18 protein-coding genes are annotated in these 19,557 nt (G+C 71.0%); 9 read left to right on the top strand and 9 right to left on the bottom strand.

The window, feature by feature from the left end; genetic code table 11:
• The first annotated feature begins 569 nt into the window (after positions 1-569).
• Positions 570-2,564, top strand: a complete 1,995-nt coding sequence (locus AB0Q90_RS12920; RefSeq protein WP_363164248.1) for a hypothetical protein — start codon at positions 570-572, stop codon at positions 2,562-2,564.
• Between the two features lie 29 nt (positions 2,565-2,593).
• On the opposite strand, the gene AB0Q90_RS12915 is transcribed toward AB0Q90_RS12920, so the two are convergent.
• The 3 genes from AB0Q90_RS12915 to AB0Q90_RS12905 form a co-directional block, all read right to left on the bottom strand.
• Positions 2,594-3,190, bottom strand: a complete 597-nt coding sequence (locus AB0Q90_RS12915) for a hypothetical protein (RefSeq protein ID WP_363164247.1) — start codon at positions 3,188-3,190, stop codon at positions 2,594-2,596.
• Positions 3,187-4,320: a hypothetical protein gene (locus AB0Q90_RS12910; protein ID WP_365733055.1), complete on the bottom strand. Its 1,134-nt coding sequence runs from the start codon at positions 4,318-4,320 to the stop codon at positions 3,187-3,189. The genes AB0Q90_RS12915 and AB0Q90_RS12910 overlap by 4 nt, the downstream gene beginning before the upstream one ends.
• 759 nt (positions 4,321-5,079) lie before the next feature.
• Entirely contained in the window at positions 5,080-5,574 is a 495-nt protein-coding gene (locus AB0Q90_RS12905) for a Fur family transcriptional regulator (RefSeq protein ID WP_363164245.1), read from the bottom strand.
• 212 nt (positions 5,575-5,786) lie between these two features.
• Between AB0Q90_RS12905 and AB0Q90_RS12900 the strand changes: the two genes are divergently transcribed.
• The 4 genes from AB0Q90_RS12900 to AB0Q90_RS12885 all read left to right on the top strand — a co-directional run bounded on the left by AB0Q90_RS12900 (position 5,787) and on the right by AB0Q90_RS12885 (position 8,607).
• Positions 5,787-5,900, top strand: a complete 114-nt coding sequence (locus AB0Q90_RS12900) for a hypothetical protein (RefSeq protein ID WP_363164244.1) — start codon at positions 5,787-5,789, stop codon at positions 5,898-5,900.
• 664 nt (positions 5,901-6,564) lie between these two features.
• Positions 6,565-7,557 (top strand): dihydroxyacetone kinase subunit DhaK, encoded by a 993-nt coding sequence (gene dhaK, locus AB0Q90_RS12895; RefSeq protein ID WP_363164243.1) that lies wholly within the window; start codon positions 6,565-6,567, stop codon positions 7,555-7,557.
• A 47-nt stretch (positions 7,558-7,604) separates the two neighbouring features.
• On the top strand, positions 7,605-8,204 hold the full coding sequence (gene dhaL, locus AB0Q90_RS12890) for a dihydroxyacetone kinase subunit DhaL (RefSeq protein ID WP_363164242.1): 600 nt from the start codon (positions 7,605-7,607) through the stop codon (positions 8,202-8,204).
• Entirely contained in the window at positions 8,197-8,607 is a 411-nt protein-coding gene (locus AB0Q90_RS12885; protein ID WP_363164241.1) for a PTS fructose transporter subunit IIA, read from the top strand. The genes dhaL and AB0Q90_RS12885 overlap by 8 nt, the downstream gene beginning before the upstream one ends.
• A gap of 91 nt (positions 8,608-8,698) precedes the next feature.
• Here the strand turns inward: AB0Q90_RS12885 and AB0Q90_RS12880 are convergent, their stop codons facing one another.
• A complete protein-coding gene (locus AB0Q90_RS12880; RefSeq protein WP_363164240.1) occupies positions 8,699-9,328 on the bottom strand; it encodes a TetR/AcrR family transcriptional regulator in 630 nt (209 codons plus the stop codon).
• A 136-nt stretch (positions 9,329-9,464) separates the two neighbouring features.
• Here AB0Q90_RS12880 and AB0Q90_RS12875 point away from each other — a divergent pair, with 136 nt between their 5' ends.
• Entirely contained in the window at positions 9,465-10,226 is a 762-nt protein-coding gene (locus AB0Q90_RS12875) for a glucose 1-dehydrogenase (protein WP_363164239.1), read from the top strand.
• A 27-nt stretch (positions 10,227-10,253) separates the two neighbouring features.
• On the opposite strand, the gene AB0Q90_RS12870 is transcribed toward AB0Q90_RS12875, so the two are convergent.
• Positions 10,254-10,943, bottom strand: coding sequence for a glycoside hydrolase family 75 protein (locus tag AB0Q90_RS12870; RefSeq protein WP_363164238.1), 690 nt, complete (start codon positions 10,941-10,943; stop codon positions 10,254-10,256).
• A 401-nt stretch (positions 10,944-11,344) separates the two neighbouring features.
• On the opposite strand from AB0Q90_RS12870, the gene AB0Q90_RS12865 reads away from it, so the two are divergent.
• Both AB0Q90_RS12865 and AB0Q90_RS12860 read left to right on the top strand, forming a co-directional pair.
• Positions 11,345-12,340, top strand: coding sequence for a fibronectin type III domain-containing protein (locus AB0Q90_RS12865; RefSeq protein WP_363164237.1), 996 nt, complete (start codon positions 11,345-11,347; stop codon positions 12,338-12,340).
• A gap of 193 nt (positions 12,341-12,533) precedes the next feature.
• Positions 12,534-13,079, top strand: a complete 546-nt coding sequence (locus AB0Q90_RS12860; protein WP_363164236.1) for a hypothetical protein — start codon at positions 12,534-12,536, stop codon at positions 13,077-13,079.
• Here AB0Q90_RS12860 and AB0Q90_RS12855 read toward each other — a convergent pair.
• From AB0Q90_RS12855 to AB0Q90_RS12840, 4 genes are all read right to left on the bottom strand, one after another.
• Complete coding sequence (locus tag AB0Q90_RS12855; protein ID WP_363164235.1) at positions 13,067-13,624, bottom strand: PadR family transcriptional regulator; 558 nt, start codon at positions 13,622-13,624, stop codon at positions 13,067-13,069. The genes AB0Q90_RS12860 and AB0Q90_RS12855 overlap by 13 nt on opposite strands.
• A gap of 23 nt (positions 13,625-13,647) precedes the next feature.
• Positions 13,648-15,663, bottom strand: a complete 2,016-nt coding sequence (locus AB0Q90_RS12850; protein ID WP_363164234.1) for an NADPH-dependent 2,4-dienoyl-CoA reductase — start codon at positions 15,661-15,663, stop codon at positions 13,648-13,650.
• A gap of 88 nt (positions 15,664-15,751) precedes the next feature.
• Complete coding sequence (locus AB0Q90_RS12845; protein ID WP_363164233.1) at positions 15,752-16,123, bottom strand: hypothetical protein; 372 nt, start codon at positions 16,121-16,123, stop codon at positions 15,752-15,754.
• A gap of 119 nt (positions 16,124-16,242) precedes the next feature.
• Positions 16,243-17,118 carry a hypothetical protein gene (locus tag AB0Q90_RS12840; protein WP_363164232.1) on the bottom strand — a complete coding sequence of 292 codons (876 nt, stop codon included), beginning with the start codon at positions 17,116-17,118 and terminating at the stop codon, positions 16,243-16,245.
• Between the two features lie 237 nt (positions 17,119-17,355).
• Between AB0Q90_RS12840 and AB0Q90_RS12835 the strand changes: the two genes are divergently transcribed.
• On the top strand, positions 17,356-19,464 hold the full coding sequence (locus tag AB0Q90_RS12835; protein ID WP_363164231.1) for a SpoIIE family protein phosphatase: 2,109 nt from the start codon (positions 17,356-17,358) through the stop codon (positions 19,462-19,464).
• The last annotated feature ends 93 nt before the right edge of the window (positions 19,465-19,557 follow it).

Below are 19,557 nucleotides of genomic sequence, written 5' to 3'. Positions count from 1 at the left end.
TCGAGAGTGTCAGACCTTACTGCTACTGACCACAAGAGGGCGCTGCGAGCTAAAAGTTGACCGATAAGTGACCTCTTTAGTTCATACCTCGTCGGGAGCGGGGAGTGACCCTGGAAGACTCGAAAGGAGTTGCGAAGGTGGGTTCCCTCTCCTCGGACGGACTGGAGGCGTTGCTGGCGGCCATTGCCGCCTGTGGCGCCGACTCGGAAGCCCCGGAGTGCCGCGATCTGGCCCGAGTGGTGAACGTCGCGGCCCGAGTGGACCCATCGTTGACGCGCCTCTGGCCCCCGCATGCCGAGAAGGGACAGCCCGTCAAGGGGGCACTGTCACAGGAGCTGGCACAGACACTCCGTGAATTGGCATCTCGTGACCCTTCGACAAGGCAGGCGCTGACCGCGTGGCTGCGCCGGCATCCCGCCGCCACGTCCGCGACGACCAACATCGTTGATGGCGGTTCCGTGCTCCATGGCCCCACCGTGCAGGCTCGGGACATCCACGGGGGCGTCCACTTCCACCAGCCGTCCCCATCGCCCCCGCCCCGTCCCCCGGTGCCCTGGCAGCTACCGCCGGTGACACCACGGTTCATCGACCGGGAGGCCGACCGCCAGGCCCTCGACGTCCTGCGTGCCCAAAGGCCGGCACACGCACCGCAGGTCGTGGTGGTCAGCGGTCTGGCGGGCGTCGGGAAGACCGCCTTCGCCACCCATTGGCTGCATGAGCACGCGGACAGCTTTCCCGACGGCCAGTTCTATGCCGACCTGGGCAGACAGGACGCCAATGGAGAAGCAGAGCCCGCCTCCCCCGCCTCCGTCCTGGAAGCCTTCCTGGTCACACTGGGCGCCTCGGCAGTCCCGGCCGGGCTCGCACAGCGCAGCGCGCTGTGGCGTTCGCTGACCTCAGGACTGCGGCTGGCCGTCCTGCTGGACAGCGCCTTCACGGCCGCCCAGGTACGCCCTCTGTTACTCGGTACGCCGACCGGCCTCACTGTGGTGACCAGCAGAAGTTACCTGACCGGCCTGCGTGTCGACGGAGCGTCCGTGCATCGGTTGGAAGGGCTGCCTGCGGCATCCGCCGTCGAACTCCTCGCCGTCGGTGGCGGAACTCGCGTGGAGCGGGAACCGGCCGCCGCACGGGAAGTGGTCAGGCTGTGCGGTCATCTGCCGCTGGCCGTGGGCCTGGCCTCCGCCCGGCTCGCCCTGCGGCCTCACCATTCCGTGTCCGCCCTCGCCGACAGTCTCTCCCGTGGACAAGGTGCCGCCGACACACTGCGCGTGGATGGGGAGGCCGTGATGCGTACAGCCCTGGACATGTCCTACGACAGCCTCCCGGACGGGAGCCGAGCACTGTACCGCCTGATGGGCATACTGCCCGCGGACCGTTACGACCTATCTCTGCTGACGGCCCTCGTGGACAGCGGCGAGGGATCTCCGGACACCGGGCACGCAGCCGATATGGCCATCCACGCTCTGTTGGAGGCCAATCTCTTGGAGGAGACGGGTCCGGGCACGTATCGATTCCATGATCTCGTCCAGTCCCATGCCCGTCGGCTCGGCGAAGAATTCGAGGACCCTGACGAACACGAGTGCGCCCTGCGCCGCTTCGTCGGCTGGTGCCTGTCCACGGCGGCTTCGGCGGAGAGCATTCTCACGCCCAGCCATCGGCTGCCGGGGCACGACGTGCTCACGGGAACGGTGCCGCCGAGCCCACTCGCGGGTCCCGCGGAGGCGCTCGCCTGGCTGGACACGCACCGCAACGGCCTGATGGGCGCCGTACGGCACGCGGCTCGCGCCGGCTGGTACACCTCCTGCTGGCGTCTGACGGACGCCATGTGGCCCCTGTTTCTGCGGTTACGTCCCTCAGAGATGTGGATCGAGGCGCACCGACTCGGACTCGACGCGGCACGCCGGAGCGGTGCGAGGCAGGGTGCGGGCCGCATGCTCACCTCCGGCGCGATCGGGTTGCGTAACGCCGGGCGATACGCGGAGGCGGCTGACTGGTACGGACAGGCGCTGGACATGGCCGCCGCCGACGGGGACGTACGCCAACAGGCGCAAGCAGTGAGCGGATTGGGACACATCGGCCTTCTGACCCACCAACTCGACTCCGCACACGATCACTTCGAGCATGCCCTGCGGCTGAGGGAGTCGATCGGCTACCGGCGCGGTGCCGCTCTCTCCCGCCGCCGGCTCGGCGAAACCGCCCTGGCCGCAGGAGACTTAGCTGCGGCAGCTGAGCAACTCCAGCGGGCCCACGCCGAACTGGACTCTTTGGGAGAGACGTACGAGGCGACCCGCGTCCTGGCCCTTCTCGGTCATGTGCTGGACCGCGGCGGGGACCACGACGAAGGCATCCGGCAGCTCCGGGAATCTCTCGCCCTCTTTCGAACCGCGCAAGCCAGGTCAGAGCACTGGGAAGCACGCTGTCTGGAATGGCTCGGCCAGGCCGCCGAATCATCCGGTGATCGCGCGGCATCGGTGCACCACTACGAGGCCGCCCGGGAGCTCTTCCGGCGGCTGAGCCCCGAGGACGCGCAGCGGCTGGACGACCGGCTGCGGCAGAGATGAACGCCCGCCGCGGCCGGCCGCCCTGCCGGTCAACGGCGTGTCGTCGGGATGACGGACCGCAGCACGCGCGGCGATCCTCCGGACATCACCCAAGCGTGGACGACCGAGCCGACCGTGTGCGGAGAAGCCGGGGTGTCCGCGTCGCCCGGCTCGGACCGTACGACCCACACCACATCCGCGCGATTCCGTACGCCGATGACGCACGTCGAGTCGGTGTCGCGTACGGCGGCGGCCATGCATCCGGGATGGCCCGCCAGCAACTCGTGCACCCGCCGATGCGCCGACTCCGGTGCCAGTAGCTCACGGCTGACCAGCACATCGGCCAGTTCCCTGAACGCTGTCCGATCCGTGGTGTCCGCGTCCACCCACAGGTGCACATCGCAGGGAATCGGGCGGGGTGCGTGACGGCAGGCGGGCGGGCCCGGATACGCGTGGCGTCCCGCGTTCGAGGCCAGCGGGTCGGATCGGACGAGTACCGGTCCGTACGCCGCCTCCGAGCGCCAGACGACGAGCGTCGACAACTCGTCCATGCCGTCGTCACGGGGTGTCGCGCCGCCCTTCACCGGCCCGAAGCACACCGTGGCCCACGCGGCATCATGCTCCTGGATCGCGCGCCGACCGCTCACAGTGCCGCCCCGCTGCCGGCGGGCGTCTCCCAGCTCGTCAGCAGCGGCGGCAGCGGGGGCGGCGCGACGAACGGCGGACGGGCGGGTTCCCCCAGCCCCAGCATGCGGTAGAGGACGGAACGCATCAGTCGATGGAACTGGCCCGGCGCTGACGACAGCGAGGCGGCGACATGGTCGTACTGTCCCGGACCGTGCAGCTGTGCCGCGTATTGGAGTTGCTCCGCCAAGGGGTAGGCCGGAGAGACCACGGGGGCGACGGCAGCCAGCAACGAGGCCGGCGAGTAGGCCGACACCTCGGGCCGGGCTCCGGCTATCAGGACCATCGTGGCGTCCGTGAGCGTCCCGTACGCGGTCAGTGATCCGTGATCGCCGAGGACCCAGTCAGCCGCGATCAGCAACGCCTGCCAGTCGGCCTCCGGAGGGACGACTGCAATCCCCTGGCGCCGGCAGCTGGACAGCCAACCGCGCACCTGCCGGATGCCATGCCCTGCGAACACATTGGGATGCACCAGCATCGCCACGCGGTACTCACGCCCCGGCAACTGGCTGAGCAGTTGCGGCAGGAGGGAGTCGAGCCGCCCGAAGGTCGATGCCGGTCCCCAGGTGGAGGTGACGACCACGAGCCGCTGTCCGTCCTCGATTCCCAGCGCACGGCGATAGGACTCCCGCCCTGGCCTGCCCGCCCTGATCCGATCGACGCACGGATCGCCCACCACGTGGGCCACGCAAAGTGCCTCGGGGCAGGAGCGGGCGAGTTCCTCCACATCGCGGTTGTGGGCGTACACGACCGCCGCCGGCACCAGCCGCCCCTGGTGCAGCAGGTGCTGGCGGCTCAGCATCCCGGGCGACCTCCGCTCTCCCGGAGCCAGCGCGGTGACGTCGGTGAGCAGTTTGATTTGTCCGGCCCCGTGCGAGATGCGTACGACCGGGGTCCGTAACTCATGCACTCCGCGGGAGCCCGCCGCAATCGCGAGGTCGAACTCGGCGCGCAGGGCCTCCTCCCAGGGCACCGTGGTGATGCCCAGGCCTCGCAGGAACTCGGTGACTCCGTTGCCGAAGGCATGTGGTGCGATCGTGAAGAGCAGTTGAATGCGCAGGTCGGTCTCCAGCAGTTCGAAGACCTCGCGCAAGCGTTGAGCGAAGGTCACGGTGTGCACGACCACCAGGACCCTCTTGCAGTCCCGAATCGTCAGCCAGTGCCCTTGCTCGATCAATGCTGGTTTCGTCGTTCCGACGGACACGCGATCCCCCATCGCTCGTCGCTGCGTATAACGAACGGCAGGGAGGTTCCCCGTACGCACGGTGCTTTCCTTGCATGTCCCTTGCAGCACCCTTGCCTGGGCGTGTGGAGCTTGGCAGGTGTTGAACAGGCTGAAGCTGCGAGTGAAGGTGGCCTGCTGGTTCTCGACTCGCGCGATAGCCGAACGAGCCTCCCTAGGTCAGCTGTGCCCGTGTGGTGAGAGGGGCATCAACTGGCAGGCCAGCAGGTCGCGTTCCAGAAGCAAGACGCCGGAGCATGCGCTCCGATCACCTGGACAGGACCTGACCTGCCCCGAAGATCGCCTGACACCCCATCAGAACGAGCGTCAAGATATCGCCCGTAACGCCCACACCGCACATAATGCCCACACGCAAAACCACAGGTCAGGCGCCCTTCACGGCCGGTTCAAGGATGGCGACGCACTCCACATGATGCGTCATCGGGAAGGTGTGCATTTAGGCCTGCTCCAGACAACATGCAGGTCAGAGACGGTTTTCCAGCCCCCTTCAGGCCCCGCGAAAAGCTTCGTGCGTCATAAGCGGCGGGCAGCCCGGTTCGGTGCAGGCGAGCTGACGGACCATGACGGCGGTGTCGTCGTCGAGTCCGAGCAGAGTGCGCACGGCCTCCTTCAGCTCGCGCAGCCGCGCACTCGGCTCGGCCGGTCCGAGGCGTGCTCCCAGTGGCATGGCGGCTCTCCTCCTTCGCCCCTGGACGGTCGGCACGCGTCCGCGCGGGGCAGACAGTCGGCGCAGACGCCGGTGAGTTCGACGGTGTGCTCGACCGCGGCGAAGCCGGTCTCGGCCGCGATCCGGCCCGCCCACTCCTCGACGACCTCGGAGTCCACCGGGCGGCTGCGGCCGCAGTCACGGCACATCAGGTAGTGGCGGTGTCCGTCGGCGGGGCACAGTCGGTAGAGCCGTCCGCCGGCCTCCTCGCGTACGACGTCGACGCCGCCCTCCGCCTCCAGTTCGCGCAGGGCGCGGTAGACGGTGGTCAGGCCGACTGCGTGGTCGCCGGCCAGGAGAAGTGCGTACAACTCCTGAGCCGACACGAAGTCCTGGCAGTTCGCGAGTGCGCGCGTGACCGCATCGCGCTGTCGGCCCGTCCTGCCGCGACCGCCCATGGCGCATCACCTCCTGCGACTCGCACGGAGTCGGCACCCTCAAGATAAATGAAAATGAATTCCATGTCCATATGAATGGCTGGTCATGCATCGCGATCGCGCGTCGCCACCCTTCACTGTGAGACCCTGCCGCCGACACCTTCAAGAAGATCGACAGCCCGGCGGACCTCTTCTGCGGCGGCCACACCCAACTCCCCGACGGCAAGGTGCTCGTGGCCGGCGGCGCCATGCTGGTCGACAACGAGGACCCGGACCGCGCCCGCAGTTTCCCCAAGGGCATGCTCTTCCACTCCCCGTCGAGCGCCGAGCCGGGCACTCCAACGTGATGCCCGGGCGTCACACCAACCCGTGATCACCCTCGCAACGGCCGCTTGACATAGGAGCGATGGGACGATCCCGATGACTGTCGCGAACGCCCAGCTCAAAGGCCTCGTCCGCCCCTGACCTCCAGGGATTTTTCAGGAACTCTCAGCCCTGCCCGAGGCACTTCCGAGGAACCTCTTGCCGCCTGACGCGGCAAGCCGCTGAAAGACCGGAAAGGGCCTCCGTCCCAGATCGGAGGCCTTTATCCAGGCAAAGCCGCAGGTACCAGCAGACGAGTCGGGCTATACGCCGGTCCCGTTCCCCCGGGAACGGAGAGGGTCTGGCCACGTCTCACCCGGGCTTTCACATGTCGCGTTCTGGGCTCTTGCCGCGCGGTCCATCCACAGACCCAGCCGGAGACCCCAGGCGCGCTCAACTGCGTCCGCGCACGTGACCTTCACTACCGCAAGGTCGATACTGCCGACAACGGCGTCCCCCGACCACCCCGTTCCGACGACCCAGGGAACTGGCAGACCCTCATCAAAGTCAGCATTGAGTCAGCATCAGCACCGCCAGGACTCGCCTCGCGCCGCCACGAACCGCCCAGATCAAATATCGACCTGACCTCCTCTGACCTGCTGAAACACAGGCCAGAGGCCCATCTGCCAACTTCACCAGGAGGTACCCATGAGGATGCTCATCAACGTCCCCGAGACCGTCGTCGCGGACGCCCTGCGCGGCATGGCGGCCGCGCACCCCGAGCTGACCGTGGACGTCGAGAACCGTGTGATCGTACGGCGGGACGCTCCCGTGGCCGGAAAGGTCGCCCTCGTCTCCGGTGGCGGTTCGGGGCACGAGCCGCTGCACGGTGGGTTCGTGGGACCGGGGATGCTGTCCGCGGCCTGCCCGGGTGAGGTGTTCACGTCGCCCGTGCCCGACCAGATGGTGCGTGCCGCGGCGGCCGTGGACAGCGGCGCGGGCGTGCTGTTCGTCGTGAAGAACTACACCGGCGACGTCCTCAACTTCGACATGGCCGCCGAACTCGCCGAGGACGAGGGCATCCAGGTGGCGAAGGTGCTGGTCAACGACGACGTGGCCGTCACCGACAGCCTCTACACGGCCGGGCGGCGCGGCACCGGCGCGACGCTGTTCGTGGAGAAGATCGCGGGTGCCGCGGCCGACGAGGGCATGCCGCTGGAGCGGGTGGAGGCGATCGCCCGGCAGGTCAACGAGAACTCCCGCAGCTTCGGCGTCGCGCTGAGCGCGTGCACCACGCCCGCCAAGGGCAGCCCGACCTTCGAACTGCCGCCCGGGGAGCTGGAGCTGGGCATCGGCATCCACGGCGAACCCGGCCGGGAGCGGCGGGCGATGATGACGTCGGGCGAGATCGCCGACTTCGCCGTGCACGCGATCCTGGAGGACATGAGCCCGAGCAACCCGGTCCTGGTCCTGGTCAACGGCATGGGCGCGACCCCGCTGCTGGAGCTGTACGGCTTCAATGCCGAGGTCCAGCGGGTGCTCACCGAGCGCGGCGTGGCCGTCGCCCGCACCCTCGTCGGCAACTACGTCACGTCCCTCGACATGGCCGGCGCCTCGGTCACCGTGTGCCAGATCGACGAGGAGCTGCTGCGGCTGTGGGACGCGCCGGTGAAGACGGCGGGGCTGCGCTGGGGCATGTGAGCGGACGGCATCCGGCTGGCAACGTACCTACCACGCAAGGAGATCCTGTGCTCGACGCCGACTTCTTCCGCCGTTGGATGGCCGCGACCGCCGTGTCCGTCGACCGCGAGGCGGAACGGCTCACCGCCCTCGACTCGCCCATCGGCGACGCCGATCACGGCAGCAATATGCTGCGCGGCTTCCGCGCCGTGACCGCGACGCTGGAGAAGGAGTCCCCGGACACGCCCGGCGCGGTCCTGACCCTGGCCGGACGGCAGCTGATCTCCACGGTGGGCGGCGCGTCCGGCCCGCTCTACGGCACGCTGCTGCGCCGCACCGGCAAGGCTCTGGGAGACGCCGCCGAGGTCGGTGAGGAGCAGTTCGCGGAGGCCTTCCGTACCGGCGTGGACGCGGTGATGACGCTCGGCGGCGCCGCGCCGGGCGACAAGACCATGATCGACGCGCTGGTGCCGGCCGTGGACGCGCTCACCGGCGGCTTCGCCGCGGCGCGGGCCGCCGCCGAGGAGGGCGCCCTCGCCACGACGCCGTTGCAGGCGCGCAAGGGCCGGGCGAGCTATCTGGGCGAGCGCAGCATCGGGCACCAGGACCCGGGCGCGACGTCCTCGGCGCTGTTGGTCGCGGCTCTCGCGGAGGCGAACGGTGAGTGACGGCAAGCTCGTCGGGATCGTGCTGGTCTCGCACAGCGCCGAGGTGGCCGCGTCGGTGGCCGAGCTGGCGAAGGGGCTCGCGGGCGGCGGCACCGCGGTGCCCGTGGCTCCGGCGGGCGGCACCGAGGGCGGCGGCCTGGGCACCAGCGCCGAACTGATCGCCGCGGCGGCCGCCTCCGTGGACCGCGGCGCCGGGGTCGCCGTCCTCACCGATCTCGGCAGCGCGGTGCTCACCGTCAAGGCGCTGCTCGCCGAGGGCGACGAACTCCCCGACAACACCCGCCTGGTGGACGCCCCGTTCGTCGAGGGCGCGGTGGCCGCGGTCGTCACGGCGTCCACCGGGGCCGACCTGACGGCCGTGGAGGCGGCGGCAGCGGAGGCCTACACGTATCGCAAGCAGTGACGGCCGACGGTCCAGCGGGGCACCCCGGTACGGGTAGCCCCGCTGCACCGTCGCCACGTCAGATGCCGGCGCGCCTCCGGCCCGCCGACCCTCACTCGATCCCGCGTGCCGCCACCACCAGGGCCGTGCGGATCGTCGCCTCCAGCTCCTCCCCCCTCGCCGCGCCCTCCGCCTCGCTGTGCCAGGCGTGGTGTTCCACGGCCGCGCGCAGGGCCGCGTTGAACATGGCTGCCTGGATCACCGGCCGGAGGTCGTCGGCGGGCAGGCCGGCACGTTCGGCGAGGGCGCGGGCGAAGACCGGTTCGGCCTCGTCGTAGGTCTGGAGCCAGACGGCGCGCAGGCCGGGCTCGGTGCGGGTGAGTCGTACGAGGGCGCCGGCGGTGGCGCGTTCGGGGCCCGCGACCAGGCCGTCCCCGGTCGCGAACGGCCCGTCGAGGAGCCGGTCCAGGGGCTGTCCCGGCTGCCAGTCGCGCAGACAGCCGGCGATGACGTCGATGCCGGCCGAGAACAGCGGCCGTACGCAGCTCTCCTTGCTCGGGAAGTAGCGCCACACGGTCCGCGCGGAGACGCCGACCGCCTGGCCGATCTGTTCGCCGGTGGTCGCCGTGACGCCCTGGGCGACGAACAGGTCCACCGCGGCACGGGCGATCTCCAGCCGGATCTCGGCCTTGCGCTCCGCGGTGAGGGGCGGCCGTCCCGTGCGTCCGCTGGCTGCGGTCATGTGTTCCTCCGGCTGGCGACGATCACTCTCCCGGAATTCTCCACCACCACTTTATGTCACACAGAGACATTAAGTCGTAGAGTGGGCGACCACAGGGCACACGGCCCTGGCGCAGGGACACGGACAGGAGCACTTCATGGCCGGCGAACTCGACGGACGCAGCGTCATCGTCACCGGGGCGGGCTCGGGCATCGGGCGGGCCGCCGCCCTGGCCTTCGCGGCCCAGGGCGACCGGGTGGTGGTGGCGGACCTCAACGCCGAGGGCGTGCAGGCGGTCGTGAAGGAGATCAAGGAGGCGGGCGGCACCGCGGTCGCCGTGACCGGGGACCTGAGCGAGCAGTCGGTGGTCGACGAGGTGACGGCCACCGCCGTGGAGCGCTTCGGCGGGGTGGACGTCCTGGTCAACAACGCCGGGATCATGGACCGCATGTCCGCCCTGGCGGATGTGAGCGACGCGGAGTGGGAGCGGGTCATTCGCGTCAACCTCACGGCCCCGTTCCTGCTCACCCGGGCCGTGCTGCCGCACATGCTGGCCGCGGGCAAGGGGGCGATCGTGAACACCGCCTCCGAGGCCGGCCTGCGGGGCAGCGCAGCAGGCGCCGCGTACACGGCCTCCAAGCACGGGATCGTGGGTCTGACCAAGAACCTCGCGGTGATGTACCGCAAGCAGGGCGTCCGCGCCAACGCCATCGCCCCGGGCGGCACCCGGACCGGCATCGTGGTCGACGCCGAGCAGAGTGCGCACGGGCCGACGGCGCTCGGCCCGCACTTCGTCAATGTCGGCCGCCTCGCGCAGCCCGAGGAGCAGGCCGCCGCCATCGTGTTCCTCGCCTCGGACGCGGCGAGCAACATCAACGGTGCGGTGCTGCCCGTCGACGACGGCTGGTCGGCGGTCTGACCGCGCGGGAGCGGGGTGCCCGTCGGCTCACTTCCCGTTCACGAACCGCCGCGCCAGCCGCTCGCCGACCGCCACGGCGGCCTCGTGGTCCTCGATGGGCTGCACCCTGGTGCCCTTGAAGACGATGTAGGTGACGTCGGCGTTGGTGCCGCCGCCGCGCGGGTCGGGGTCAATACCGAGGGCCTGGGCGGTGGCATAGGAGGCCTCGCCGATGATGCCGTGCGGGCCGACGTCGCCGACGACCGCGTACTGCACGCGGTCCCGGTGCACCACGGCCACGACGGAGCCGCCGCGCACACCGTGCTCCCGGTAGTCCCAGATGCGGCTCGCGGCGGGCACGACGACGTACGGGAGACGTTCGGCGCTCAGGTAGCGGCCGTCGGACTGCTGGAAGGCGGTGGCGTCGGAGAAGAACGGGTCGCTGCGGCGGTTGCAGCGGCGGCCGGGCCGGCCGTCGCAGTCGATGTCCATGTCGGCCTTCCAGAAGACGGCGTCCCGGGTGCCGCAGACCGGGATCGTCGCGGGCCTGCCGTCGTCACTGCGGTAGCGCCCGCGCGAGATCCGGTCGCAGTCACGCACCTTGGCCAGCAGGTCGGCGGCGCGTACGTCACCCTCGCGCACCACCGGCCTCTCCTCGGCCAGGGGCTCGGCGGGCAGCGTGGTCGGGGCAAGCAGCGCGGCGCCTGCCGCGGCCAGTGTCAGCGACTGGACACGCACGATAAGGGACCCTCTCCTGGGGGACACTGACGGACACTCAGCCCACCCTGGTGCCGCAGTGCCGAGGCGGCCACCTTTGGGGGGCCGGACGGTGCACGGTCCCGTCCAATGGCGGCACGCGGCCGAAATTCCGGCAGGGGCCGGGGGCCTGAGCCTGTGCCGGCTCCTGCCCCCGACCACCCACGGCCGGCGCGGGATCAGCGACGACAGCGGTCCGCGCCATCGGCGTGAACTCCCGATCCGTCCAAGGGAGTTCAGCCGTGAGGGGCCAGCATACGTAACTCCCGGGAACGGTCACCAACCCCTCCCCCCTCTTGATGTGATCGCGTCAGAGGCGCATATTGGTCCGGACCAATGCCGCGCGGGCTGTCGCGGCGCGCCGTCCCCGGGGAGGCAGAGTCGTGCGACCGGTTGCCGTTTCCCTCCGCCGCCTTGCCGTGTACTGCGGCACGCTCGCCCTGGTCACGGCCTGCGGCTGGTCGAGCCAGGACGAGGCCGTACCGCTGCCCGGCGCCCCCACGGGCGTCACGGCCGAGGCGGGCAGCGCGACCAGCGTGCACGTCATGTGGAACGCGGTGGCCGGGGGCCGGGACATCGACGGCTACGAGGTGTATCGCGGCACCACCAAGGTCAAGGACGTGCCGGGTGACGCACACATGGTGGACGTCGTCCGGCTCCGCCCGTCCACGGCGTACGTCTTCACCGTGCGCGCCCGGGACACCGACGGACGCCTCGGGCCACCCAGCCGGGAGGTCGGGGCGACCACTCCCGCTTCCGCCGCCGCGGACACCTCGGCCCCGACCGCGCCGGGCGGGCTGAAGGGCCGTGCGATCGGCGGCCGGGCCGTCCAGCTGTCCTGGTCCGCGTCGCAGGACGACCGCGCAGTGGTCTCGTACGACATCCACCAGGGCGGGACGAAGATCCACAGTGTGGGCGGGAACCAGACCGCGGCCGTGCTGACTGGGCTGCGGCCGGGCACCCGCTACTCCTTCACGGTCCGCGCCCGCGACGCGGCGGACAACCTCTCCCCCACCGGCGCCGCCGTCCGCCTCACCACCGCGCCCGGCGCCGACGACGGCCGCGGCACCGCACCCGCCGACTTCCGCGCCACCACCCACCGCGACACCGCCGACGGGGCGTACTACATCGACCTCAGCTGGGTCCCGCCGCGCACGGACGGCATGGTCACCGAGTACGAGGTCCGCCTCGACGGCCGTACGGCCACCTCGGTGGTGTTCGGCGGCCGGGCGCCGCGCGAAAAGGCGACGTACAGCTTCTACGCGGGGCGCGAGGCGGGGGTGAGCCACCGGGTGCGAATCCGGGCCCGGCTGCCCGACGGGTCGTGGGGCGGGTTCTCGGCGGAGCGGACCGTGACGACGGGCGGCGTACGGCCTTGAGGTTCCCCTCCCGCATACGGCCGTGACGGACCCCGAGCCTGGGCCGGACGATGGAATCCGTCACCTGCCCGGGGGCGGTCCGCATGCGGGCCCGGCCGGGGGGACGTTGGCTTCCCCTGAGGCAGCACGGGCGTTCCCGACCTCGGCGGCGCAAGGGATGTACCGCCAACCGTGCAGCCGGAGGGCAGTCCACATGCGCAACTCATCGCCACTCCTCCGCTCCGGCCTGACCGTGGCGGCCGCCGCCGCGCTTCCGCTCGCCCTGAGTGCCGGGGCTGCCGCCGCCCAGTCCGGCATCTCGGTCAGCACCAGCGGCTCGACGGTCTCGGTCACGACCAGCGCGTGCAACCAGACCAACTCCACCGGCAGCTGGGGCACCGCCTCACTGCTCACCAGCAGCCAGGCCAACTTCGCCCAGGGGCGTCAGGTGGCGCTGTCGGGCACGACCAGCCAGCAGTCCGCCGCCTGGTCGAACGTCAGCCCGGGCACGTACACCGTCATCGTCATGTGCGCGTACAACAACCAGACCGCGGGCACGCAGTCCGTCATCGTCTCCGCCGGCTCCACGCCCACCATCTCGGCGACGGCCTCTCCGTCCCGCGGCGTGATGGGCGGTCTCGGCGGTGCCGCCAAGGACTACGGCACGCTGACGCTCGCGGCGGGCGGGGGTCTGGTGGCGGTGGGCGCCGTGGCCACGGCCTGGTTCCTGCGCCGCCGGGCGAAGCCCTACCGCCTCTGACCTTCACCGTCCGACAACGCGTCGAACTCCTCCAGGGCGTGGGCGAGCCACTGCGTCCAGAAGGTCTCCAGATCGATGCCGGCCCGCAGGACCAGGTGCTGCAACCGGTCCTGGGGGCTGTCCCGCTCCGGCGGGAAGTCACGCTGCTCGATCTGCTGGTACTCGGCCAACTGCCGCCGGTGCAGGTCGAGATGGCGCTCCAGGTCACCCTTGAGGCCCTCCGTGCCCACGACCGCGCCCGCGCGCATCCGCAGCAGCAGCGTGTCCCGGTGCGGCTTGGGGTCCTGGGAGGCGGCGGTCCAGCGGGCCAGTTCGGCGCGGCCCGCGGGCAGGACCTCGTAGCTCTTCTTCTGCCCGCGGGCCGGCTGCTCGGACGGCAGGGCGCGGATGAACCCGTCGGCCTCCAGTTTTCCCAGCTCGCGATAGATCTGCTGGTGCGTCGCCGACCAGAAGTACCCGATCGACCTGTCGAACCGGCGGGTCAGCTCCAGCCCCGACGACGGCTTTTCGAGCAGGGCGGTGAGGATCGCGTGCGGGAGTGACATGGGCTCATCCTAGGGAGGGCCCTCTACAGGGCGGCCGCCACTTCCGTGCCCTGCTTGATCGCGCGCTTGGCGTCCAGTTCGGCCGCCACGTCGGCGCCGCCGATCAGATGCACGCTGCGGCCGGCCGAGACCAGCTCCTCGTACAGGTCGCGGCGCGGCTCCTGGCCGGTGCACAGGACGATCGTGTCGACCTCCAGGACCGTGCTCTCCTCGCCGACGGTGACATGCAGTCCGGCGTCGTCGATACGGTCGTAGCGCACGCCCGGGACCATGGTGACGCCGCGGTGCTTGAGCTCGGTGCGGTGGATCCAGCCGGTGGTCTTGCCGAGGCCGGCGCCAACCTTGGTGGTCTTGCGCTGGAGCAGGTGGACGGTGCGCGGCGGGGCGGGGCGCTCGGGGGCGGCGAGGCCGCCGGGGCCGGTGTAGTCGAGGTCGACGCCCCAGTGGCGGAAGTACGTCTCGGGGTCCTCGCTCGCCTTGTCGCCGCCGTCGGTGAGGAACTCGGCGACGTCGAAGCCGATGCCGCCGGCGCCGAGGATCGCGACCCGGTCGCCGACGGGCGCCTTGTCGCGCAGGACGTCGAGGTAGCCGACGACGCTCGGGTGGTCCACGCCGGGGATCTCCGGGGTGCGCGGGGTGACGCCGGTGGCGACGACGACCTCGTCGTAGCCGGCGAGGTCCTCGGCCGTCACCCAGGTGTTCAGGCGGACGTCGACGCCGCGGGCGTCGAGCTGGTGGCGGAAGTAGCGCAGGGTCTCGTCGAACTCCTGCTTGCCGGGGACCTGGCGGGCGACGTTCAGTTGGCCGCCGATCTCGCTCGCGGCGTCCAGGAGGGTGACGTCGTGGCCGCGTTCGGCGGCGCTCACCGCGCAGGCGAGGCCCGCCGGGCCCGCGCCGACGACGGCGACGCGCTTGGCGAGCCGGGTCGGGGCCAGCACCAGCTCGGTCTCGTGGCAGGCGCGCGGGTTGACCAGGCAGGAGGTGATCTTCCCGCTGAAGGTGTGGTCGAGGCAGGCCTGGTTGCAGCCGATGCAGGTGTTGATGGCCTCGGAGCGGCCCTCGGCGGCCTTGTTCACGAAGTCCGGGTCGGCGAGCATCGGGCGGGCCATGGAGACCATGTCCGCGTACCCCCCGGCGAGCAGCTCCTCGGCGACTTCGGGGGTGTTGATGCGGTTGGTGGTCACGAGCGGGACGGACACCTCGCCCATGAGCCGCTTGGTGACCCAGGTGTAGGCGCCGCGCGGCACGGAGGTGGCGATGGTGGGGATGCGGGCTTCGTGCCAGCCGATGCCGGTGTTGATGATCGTCGCTCCGGCGGCCTCCACGGCCTTGGCGAGGGTGATCACCTCGTCGAGCGTGGAGCCGCCCGGGACCAGGTCCAGCATGGACAGCCGGTAGATGATGATGAAGTCCTCGCCGACGGCCTCGCGCACCCGGCGGACGATCTCGACGGGGAAGCGCATGCGGTTCTCGTACGAGCCGCCCCAGCGGTCGGTGCGCCGGTTGGTCTGCTGCGCGATGAACTCGTTGATGAGGTAGCCCTCGGAGCCCATGATCTCGACGCCGTCGTAGCCGGCCTGGCGGGCGAGGCGGGCGGTGCGGGCGTAGTCGTCGATGGTCCGCTCGACGTCGGCGTCGGTGAGCTCGCGCGGCGGGAAGGGGCTGATCGGGGCCTGGAGCGGGCTCGGGGCGACGAGGTCCTGGTGGTAGGCGTAGCGGCCGAAGTGCAGGATCTGCAGGGCGATCCGGCCGCCCTCGCGGTGGACGGCCTCGGTGATCGCGGTGTGCTGTGCGGCCTCTTCCTCGGTGGTGAGCTTGGCGCCGCCCTCGTAGGGCCGTCCCTCGTCGTTGGGTGCGATACCGCCGGTGACGATGAGGCCCACGCCGCCGCGCGCCCGCTCCGCGTAGAACGCGGCCATGCGCTCGAAGCCGCGCTCGGCCTCCTCCAGGCCCACGTGCATGGAGCCCATCAGGACGCGGTTGGGCAGCGTGGTGAAGCCCAGGTCGAGCGGGTTCAGCAGGTGCGGGTAACGGCTCATCGGGCCCCTCCGTGCGCGGTGTCGTCCCCCTGTTGTAGAGGACCGCGCACGGTTTATGCAACTAGTTGCACAACAAGGGAGACCCAGGTCACCGACTCTCCAGCCGGACGTGCAGCTCCCGCTCCTGATCGCCGGAGGCCGTGCTGAGGTCATGGACCGTGAACAGGTCGTGCAGGGTGGTGCGGAAGCGGTCGATCGCCCAGTAGCCGCCCTGTACGTCGGCCTCGACGGAGGCGGACAGGCGGGCGGTCGGGTGAGCGCCCTTGTGCGGCTCGGAGACCTCGAACGTGCCCAGCCACACCGTCGGCCGGGTCTCGTGCCAGTCCTTCGGTACGTCCTCGTCGCACCGGTCGGAGTCGAAGCAGGCGCACAGGGCGTCGAACACGACCCGGGCGTCCTCCTTGCTGCATCCGCTGATCTCCACCGAGACGGATTCCGGGTGCAGTCGCGCACTGTCCATCGTGATCGCTCCTCTCAGGGCCGCGCCGCGGTACGGCTGCGGGTTCCCCCGCGGCACCGTGCCGCACTCCCAGAAAACCACTACATTCCGGGATGTACAGCCCCGAGAGGGGCGCGGTGTCAGCTTCGGGTGAAGCGGTAGGTCTTGCTGTCGGTCAGGATGCAGAAGCCCGGCGACAGGACGATCACCCGCAGGGTGCCGCTGCGGCGGTCGTAGTCGACGCCCTCCGTCTCGAAGGTGCCCGAGCAGCCGCTGCGCAGCGGGAGCTGACGCAGGGCGGTGACATGGCCGGTGACGTCGGAGGTGCCGTTCGGTTCGGCGGACAGGTCGATCTGCAGCAGCGGCTTGGTCATGCCGAAGAGCGTGCCGGCGGGGTCGTCGGAGGAGCACAGCAGCGTCGTCGGCCCGGAGAAGTCGCAGCCCTGGAGGTCCCGTACGGCGTGGTCGAGGCGGACGGTGGAGGCCTGCGGGAGGTTCACCGAGGGCGAGGTGCCCGGGTTGACTCCGGGGGTCGGGAAGACCAGCAGGCGGTTCATGGTGCCCCACTCCCCCGCGAGCATCCACTGGCCGCCGGGCGCGACGGCGACCCAGGAGTTGTTCAGCGCCTCACCGCTGCTCAGCGTGTGGACGTACTCCGACCAGGCACCGCCGGGCGCCTGTACGCGGAACATCTTCGCGGTGCCGGAGTCGGCCTGGTAGGGCTCGATGTAGTAGCCGTCGTAGGAGGCGTCCGGGTCGCCCACGTGATTCCAGCCGCGGCTGCTCACCCCCCAGGGGATGGTGCCGATGCCGGTGTAGCGGTTGGGGCTGCCGGCCGGGACCTCGACGGAGGTCAGTCCCTGGCTCTCGGTCAGCGGGTCGGCGCGGTCGGAGCCGACCTCGGTCCAGGTGTCGGCGGCGAAGGCGGGCGGGGCGGCGGAGAGGACGGCGGCACTGGCGAGGGCGGCGAGGCAGGCCAGGACGGCGTGACAACGTTGCCGGGCGCGCAGGGGCATGGACGGGCTCCTTGTCGGGGGGTGGGTGCGCTCGGCGGACAGTGTGGCGTGCTCAGATGGTCATGTACAGACCAATCATGGTCTTGTTCCCAGCACTTCCCGGGACGGCCACCTCCGTGTTGAGGGATGGTGGAGGTGAGCGACGCGGAGGTAGCGGAGACGGTTGAGCGCGGTAGAACAAGGGGAGTCGGCACGGGGGACGGCGTGCCGTGGAAGAGGGCGAAGGCGGTGCGTGGGATGACTGCAGCCGGATCTCCCGTGACCCGGGGCGACGAGCCGCTGCGCGAACCCGCGCGGCAGGACGAACCGGTGCGCGGTCCCGTACGGCCGAGCGGGCTGCTCGACGTGCTGGGCGTGGCCTCCGTGGTGCTCGACCCCGAGGGCCGGATCGTGCTGTGGAGCCCGCAGGCCGAGGAGCTCTTCGGCTACACCGCCCAGGAGGCGCTGGGCGAGCTCGCGGTCCGGCTGATGATCCACGAACAGCATGCCGACCTCGTGGTCAAGCTGTTCGCCGACGTGATGGAGACCGGCGAGGGTTGGGCCGGGGCCTTCCCGGTCCGGCACAAGGACGGCAGCACCCGTCTGGTGGAGTTCCGCAACATGCGGCTGCTGGACGACCGCGGCGATGTGTACGCGCTGGGCCTGGCCGCCGACCAGTCGACCGTGCGCCGGCTGGAGCGCGACGTGGCGCTGTCGACGCGGATGGTCACCCAGTCCCCGATCGGGCTGGCCGTCCTCGACACCGATCTGCGGTACGTCTCGGTCAACCCGGCGCTGGAGCGCCTGAACGGCAGACCGGCGAAGGAGCACCTCGGCCGTACCGTCCGCGAGGTCCTGCCGCAGGTGGACGCCGACGCACTGGAGGCAGCCGCACGGCAGGTGCTCGACAGCGGTGTGCCGCTGGTGGACCAGTCCAGCGTCGGCCGGACCCCGGCCGACCCCGACGAGGACCACGTCTGGTCGGTCTCGCTGTACCGGCTGGAGGACGCCCTCGGCACGGTGCTGGGCGTGGCCTGCTCGGTCGTGGACATCACCGAGCAGCACCGGGCGAGCGTCGAGGCCGAGGCCGCGCGGCGGCGGCTTGCCGTGATCGCCGACGCCTCCACCCGGATCGGCACCACGCTGGAGCTGGACCGCACCGCCTTCGAACTGGCCGACGTCGCCGTGCCGGAGCTCGCCGACATCGCGGCCGTGGATCTGCTGGACGCGGTGGTGGCGGGCCGACGCAGCAGCCTGGGCCCGGCCGAGCCGGCGGTGATCCGCGCGCTGGCCGTACGGGCGGCGGGACCCACCGAGGCGCTCGCGGCGGCCGACCCGCCCGGCCGGATCGCCCGGTACGGGCCCGACCGGCTGGTGACCGAGTGCGTGCGCACCGGCAGCCCGGTCATGGTGCCCGAGGTCCGGGCCGCGGACCTGCCCCGGATCGCCCGCGACCCGGAGGCGGCCGAACGGCTGGCCGCCGCGGGCGTGCACTCCTATCTGGCCGTGCCGCTCATCGCACGCGGCGAGGTGCTCGGCGCCCTCGACCTCAAGCGCACCGGCAACCCGTTGCCGTTCGACGCGGACGACCTGCTGCTGGCCCGCGAACTCGCGGCCCGCGCCGCCGTACAGATCGACAACGCCCGCTGGTACCAGAACGCCCGCGACACCGCCCTGACCCTCCAGCGCAGCCTGCTGCCCAGCCATCCGCCGGTGACGGGCGGCCTGGAGGTCGCCTCCCGCTACCAGCCCGCCGGTGCCACCGCCGAGGTCGGCGGCGACTGGTTCGACGTGATCCCGCTGGACGACGGCAAGACCGCGCTGGTCGTCGGCGACGTCATGGGCAGCGGGGTCAGCGCCGCCGCGACCATGGGCCGGCTGCGCACCGCGACCAACACCCTGGCCTACCTCGACCTCGATCCGGCCCGGCTGCTGGAGCATCTGGACCGGACCACCGAGGGCCTGGACCACTCCATCGCCACGTGTGTGTACGCCGTCCACGACCCGCATCTGCGCCAGTGCCGGATCGCCAACGCCGGGCATCTGCCGCCGGTGCGGCTGCGCGACGGACAGGCCCCGGAGCTGCTCGAACTGCCCACCGGGGCGCCGCTGGGGGTGGGCGGGGTGGCCTTTACGACGACCACGGTGGCGCTGGAGCCCGGCGACCGGCTGGTCTTCTACACGGACGGGCTGGTCGAGACCCGGCAACACCCCCTCGACGAACGGCTCGACGCGCTCCTGGAACTCCTCGCCGGCCCCGACCGCCCGCTGGAGGAGGTCTGCGACCTTCTCCTGCGCACCTTGCACCAGCCTGACAACAGCGACGACGTGGCCCTGCTCATCGCCCGGGTGCAGACGCCGAGTTGACCTTCGCAGCGTCCCGGGAACTCGTTACCTTGGTCTTACGGTCCGCATTCCACCCTCACCGGTAGGCATGGGGGTGCCGGGGTGCGTGGCCCA

Origin of the sequence: Streptomyces sp. NPDC079141 (assembly GCF_040686775.1) — a bacterium.
Taxonomy (GTDB): Bacteria; Actinomycetota; Actinomycetes; order Streptomycetales; family Streptomycetaceae; genus Streptomyces.
Note: the sequence above shows the minus strand (reverse complement) of the source record. Positions and strands in the feature narration are given on the sequence as shown.

Coding starts and splice junctions, on each gene's coding strand:
- dhaK (WP_363164243.1), top strand. CDS start 6,565: ATGAGGATGCTCATCAACGTCCCCGAGACCGTCGTCGCGGACGCCCTG.
- AB0Q90_RS12860 (WP_363164236.1), top strand. CDS start 12,534: ATGCGCAACTCATCGCCACTCCTCCGCTCCGGCCTGACCGTGGCGGCC.
- AB0Q90_RS12880 (WP_363164240.1), bottom strand. CDS start 9,328: ATGACCGCAGCCAGCGGACGCACGGGACGGCCGCCCCTCACCGCGGAG.
- AB0Q90_RS12875 (WP_363164239.1), top strand. CDS start 9,465: ATGGCCGGCGAACTCGACGGACGCAGCGTCATCGTCACCGGGGCGGGC.
- AB0Q90_RS12845 (WP_363164233.1), bottom strand. CDS start 16,123: ATGGACAGTGCGCGACTGCACCCGGAATCCGTCTCGGTGGAGATCAGC.
- AB0Q90_RS12850 (WP_363164234.1), bottom strand. CDS start 15,663: ATGAGCCGTTACCCGCACCTGCTGAACCCGCTCGACCTGGGCTTCACC.
- AB0Q90_RS12835 (WP_363164231.1), top strand. CDS start 17,356: ATGACTGCAGCCGGATCTCCCGTGACCCGGGGCGACGAGCCGCTGCGC.
- AB0Q90_RS12905 (WP_363164245.1), bottom strand. CDS start 5,574: ATGGGCGGTCGCGGCAGGACGGGCCGACAGCGCGATGCGGTCACGCGC.
- AB0Q90_RS12855 (WP_363164235.1), bottom strand. CDS start 13,624: ATGTCACTCCCGCACGCGATCCTCACCGCCCTGCTCGAAAAGCCGTCG.
- AB0Q90_RS12840 (WP_363164232.1), bottom strand. CDS start 17,118: ATGCCCCTGCGCGCCCGGCAACGTTGTCACGCCGTCCTGGCCTGCCTC.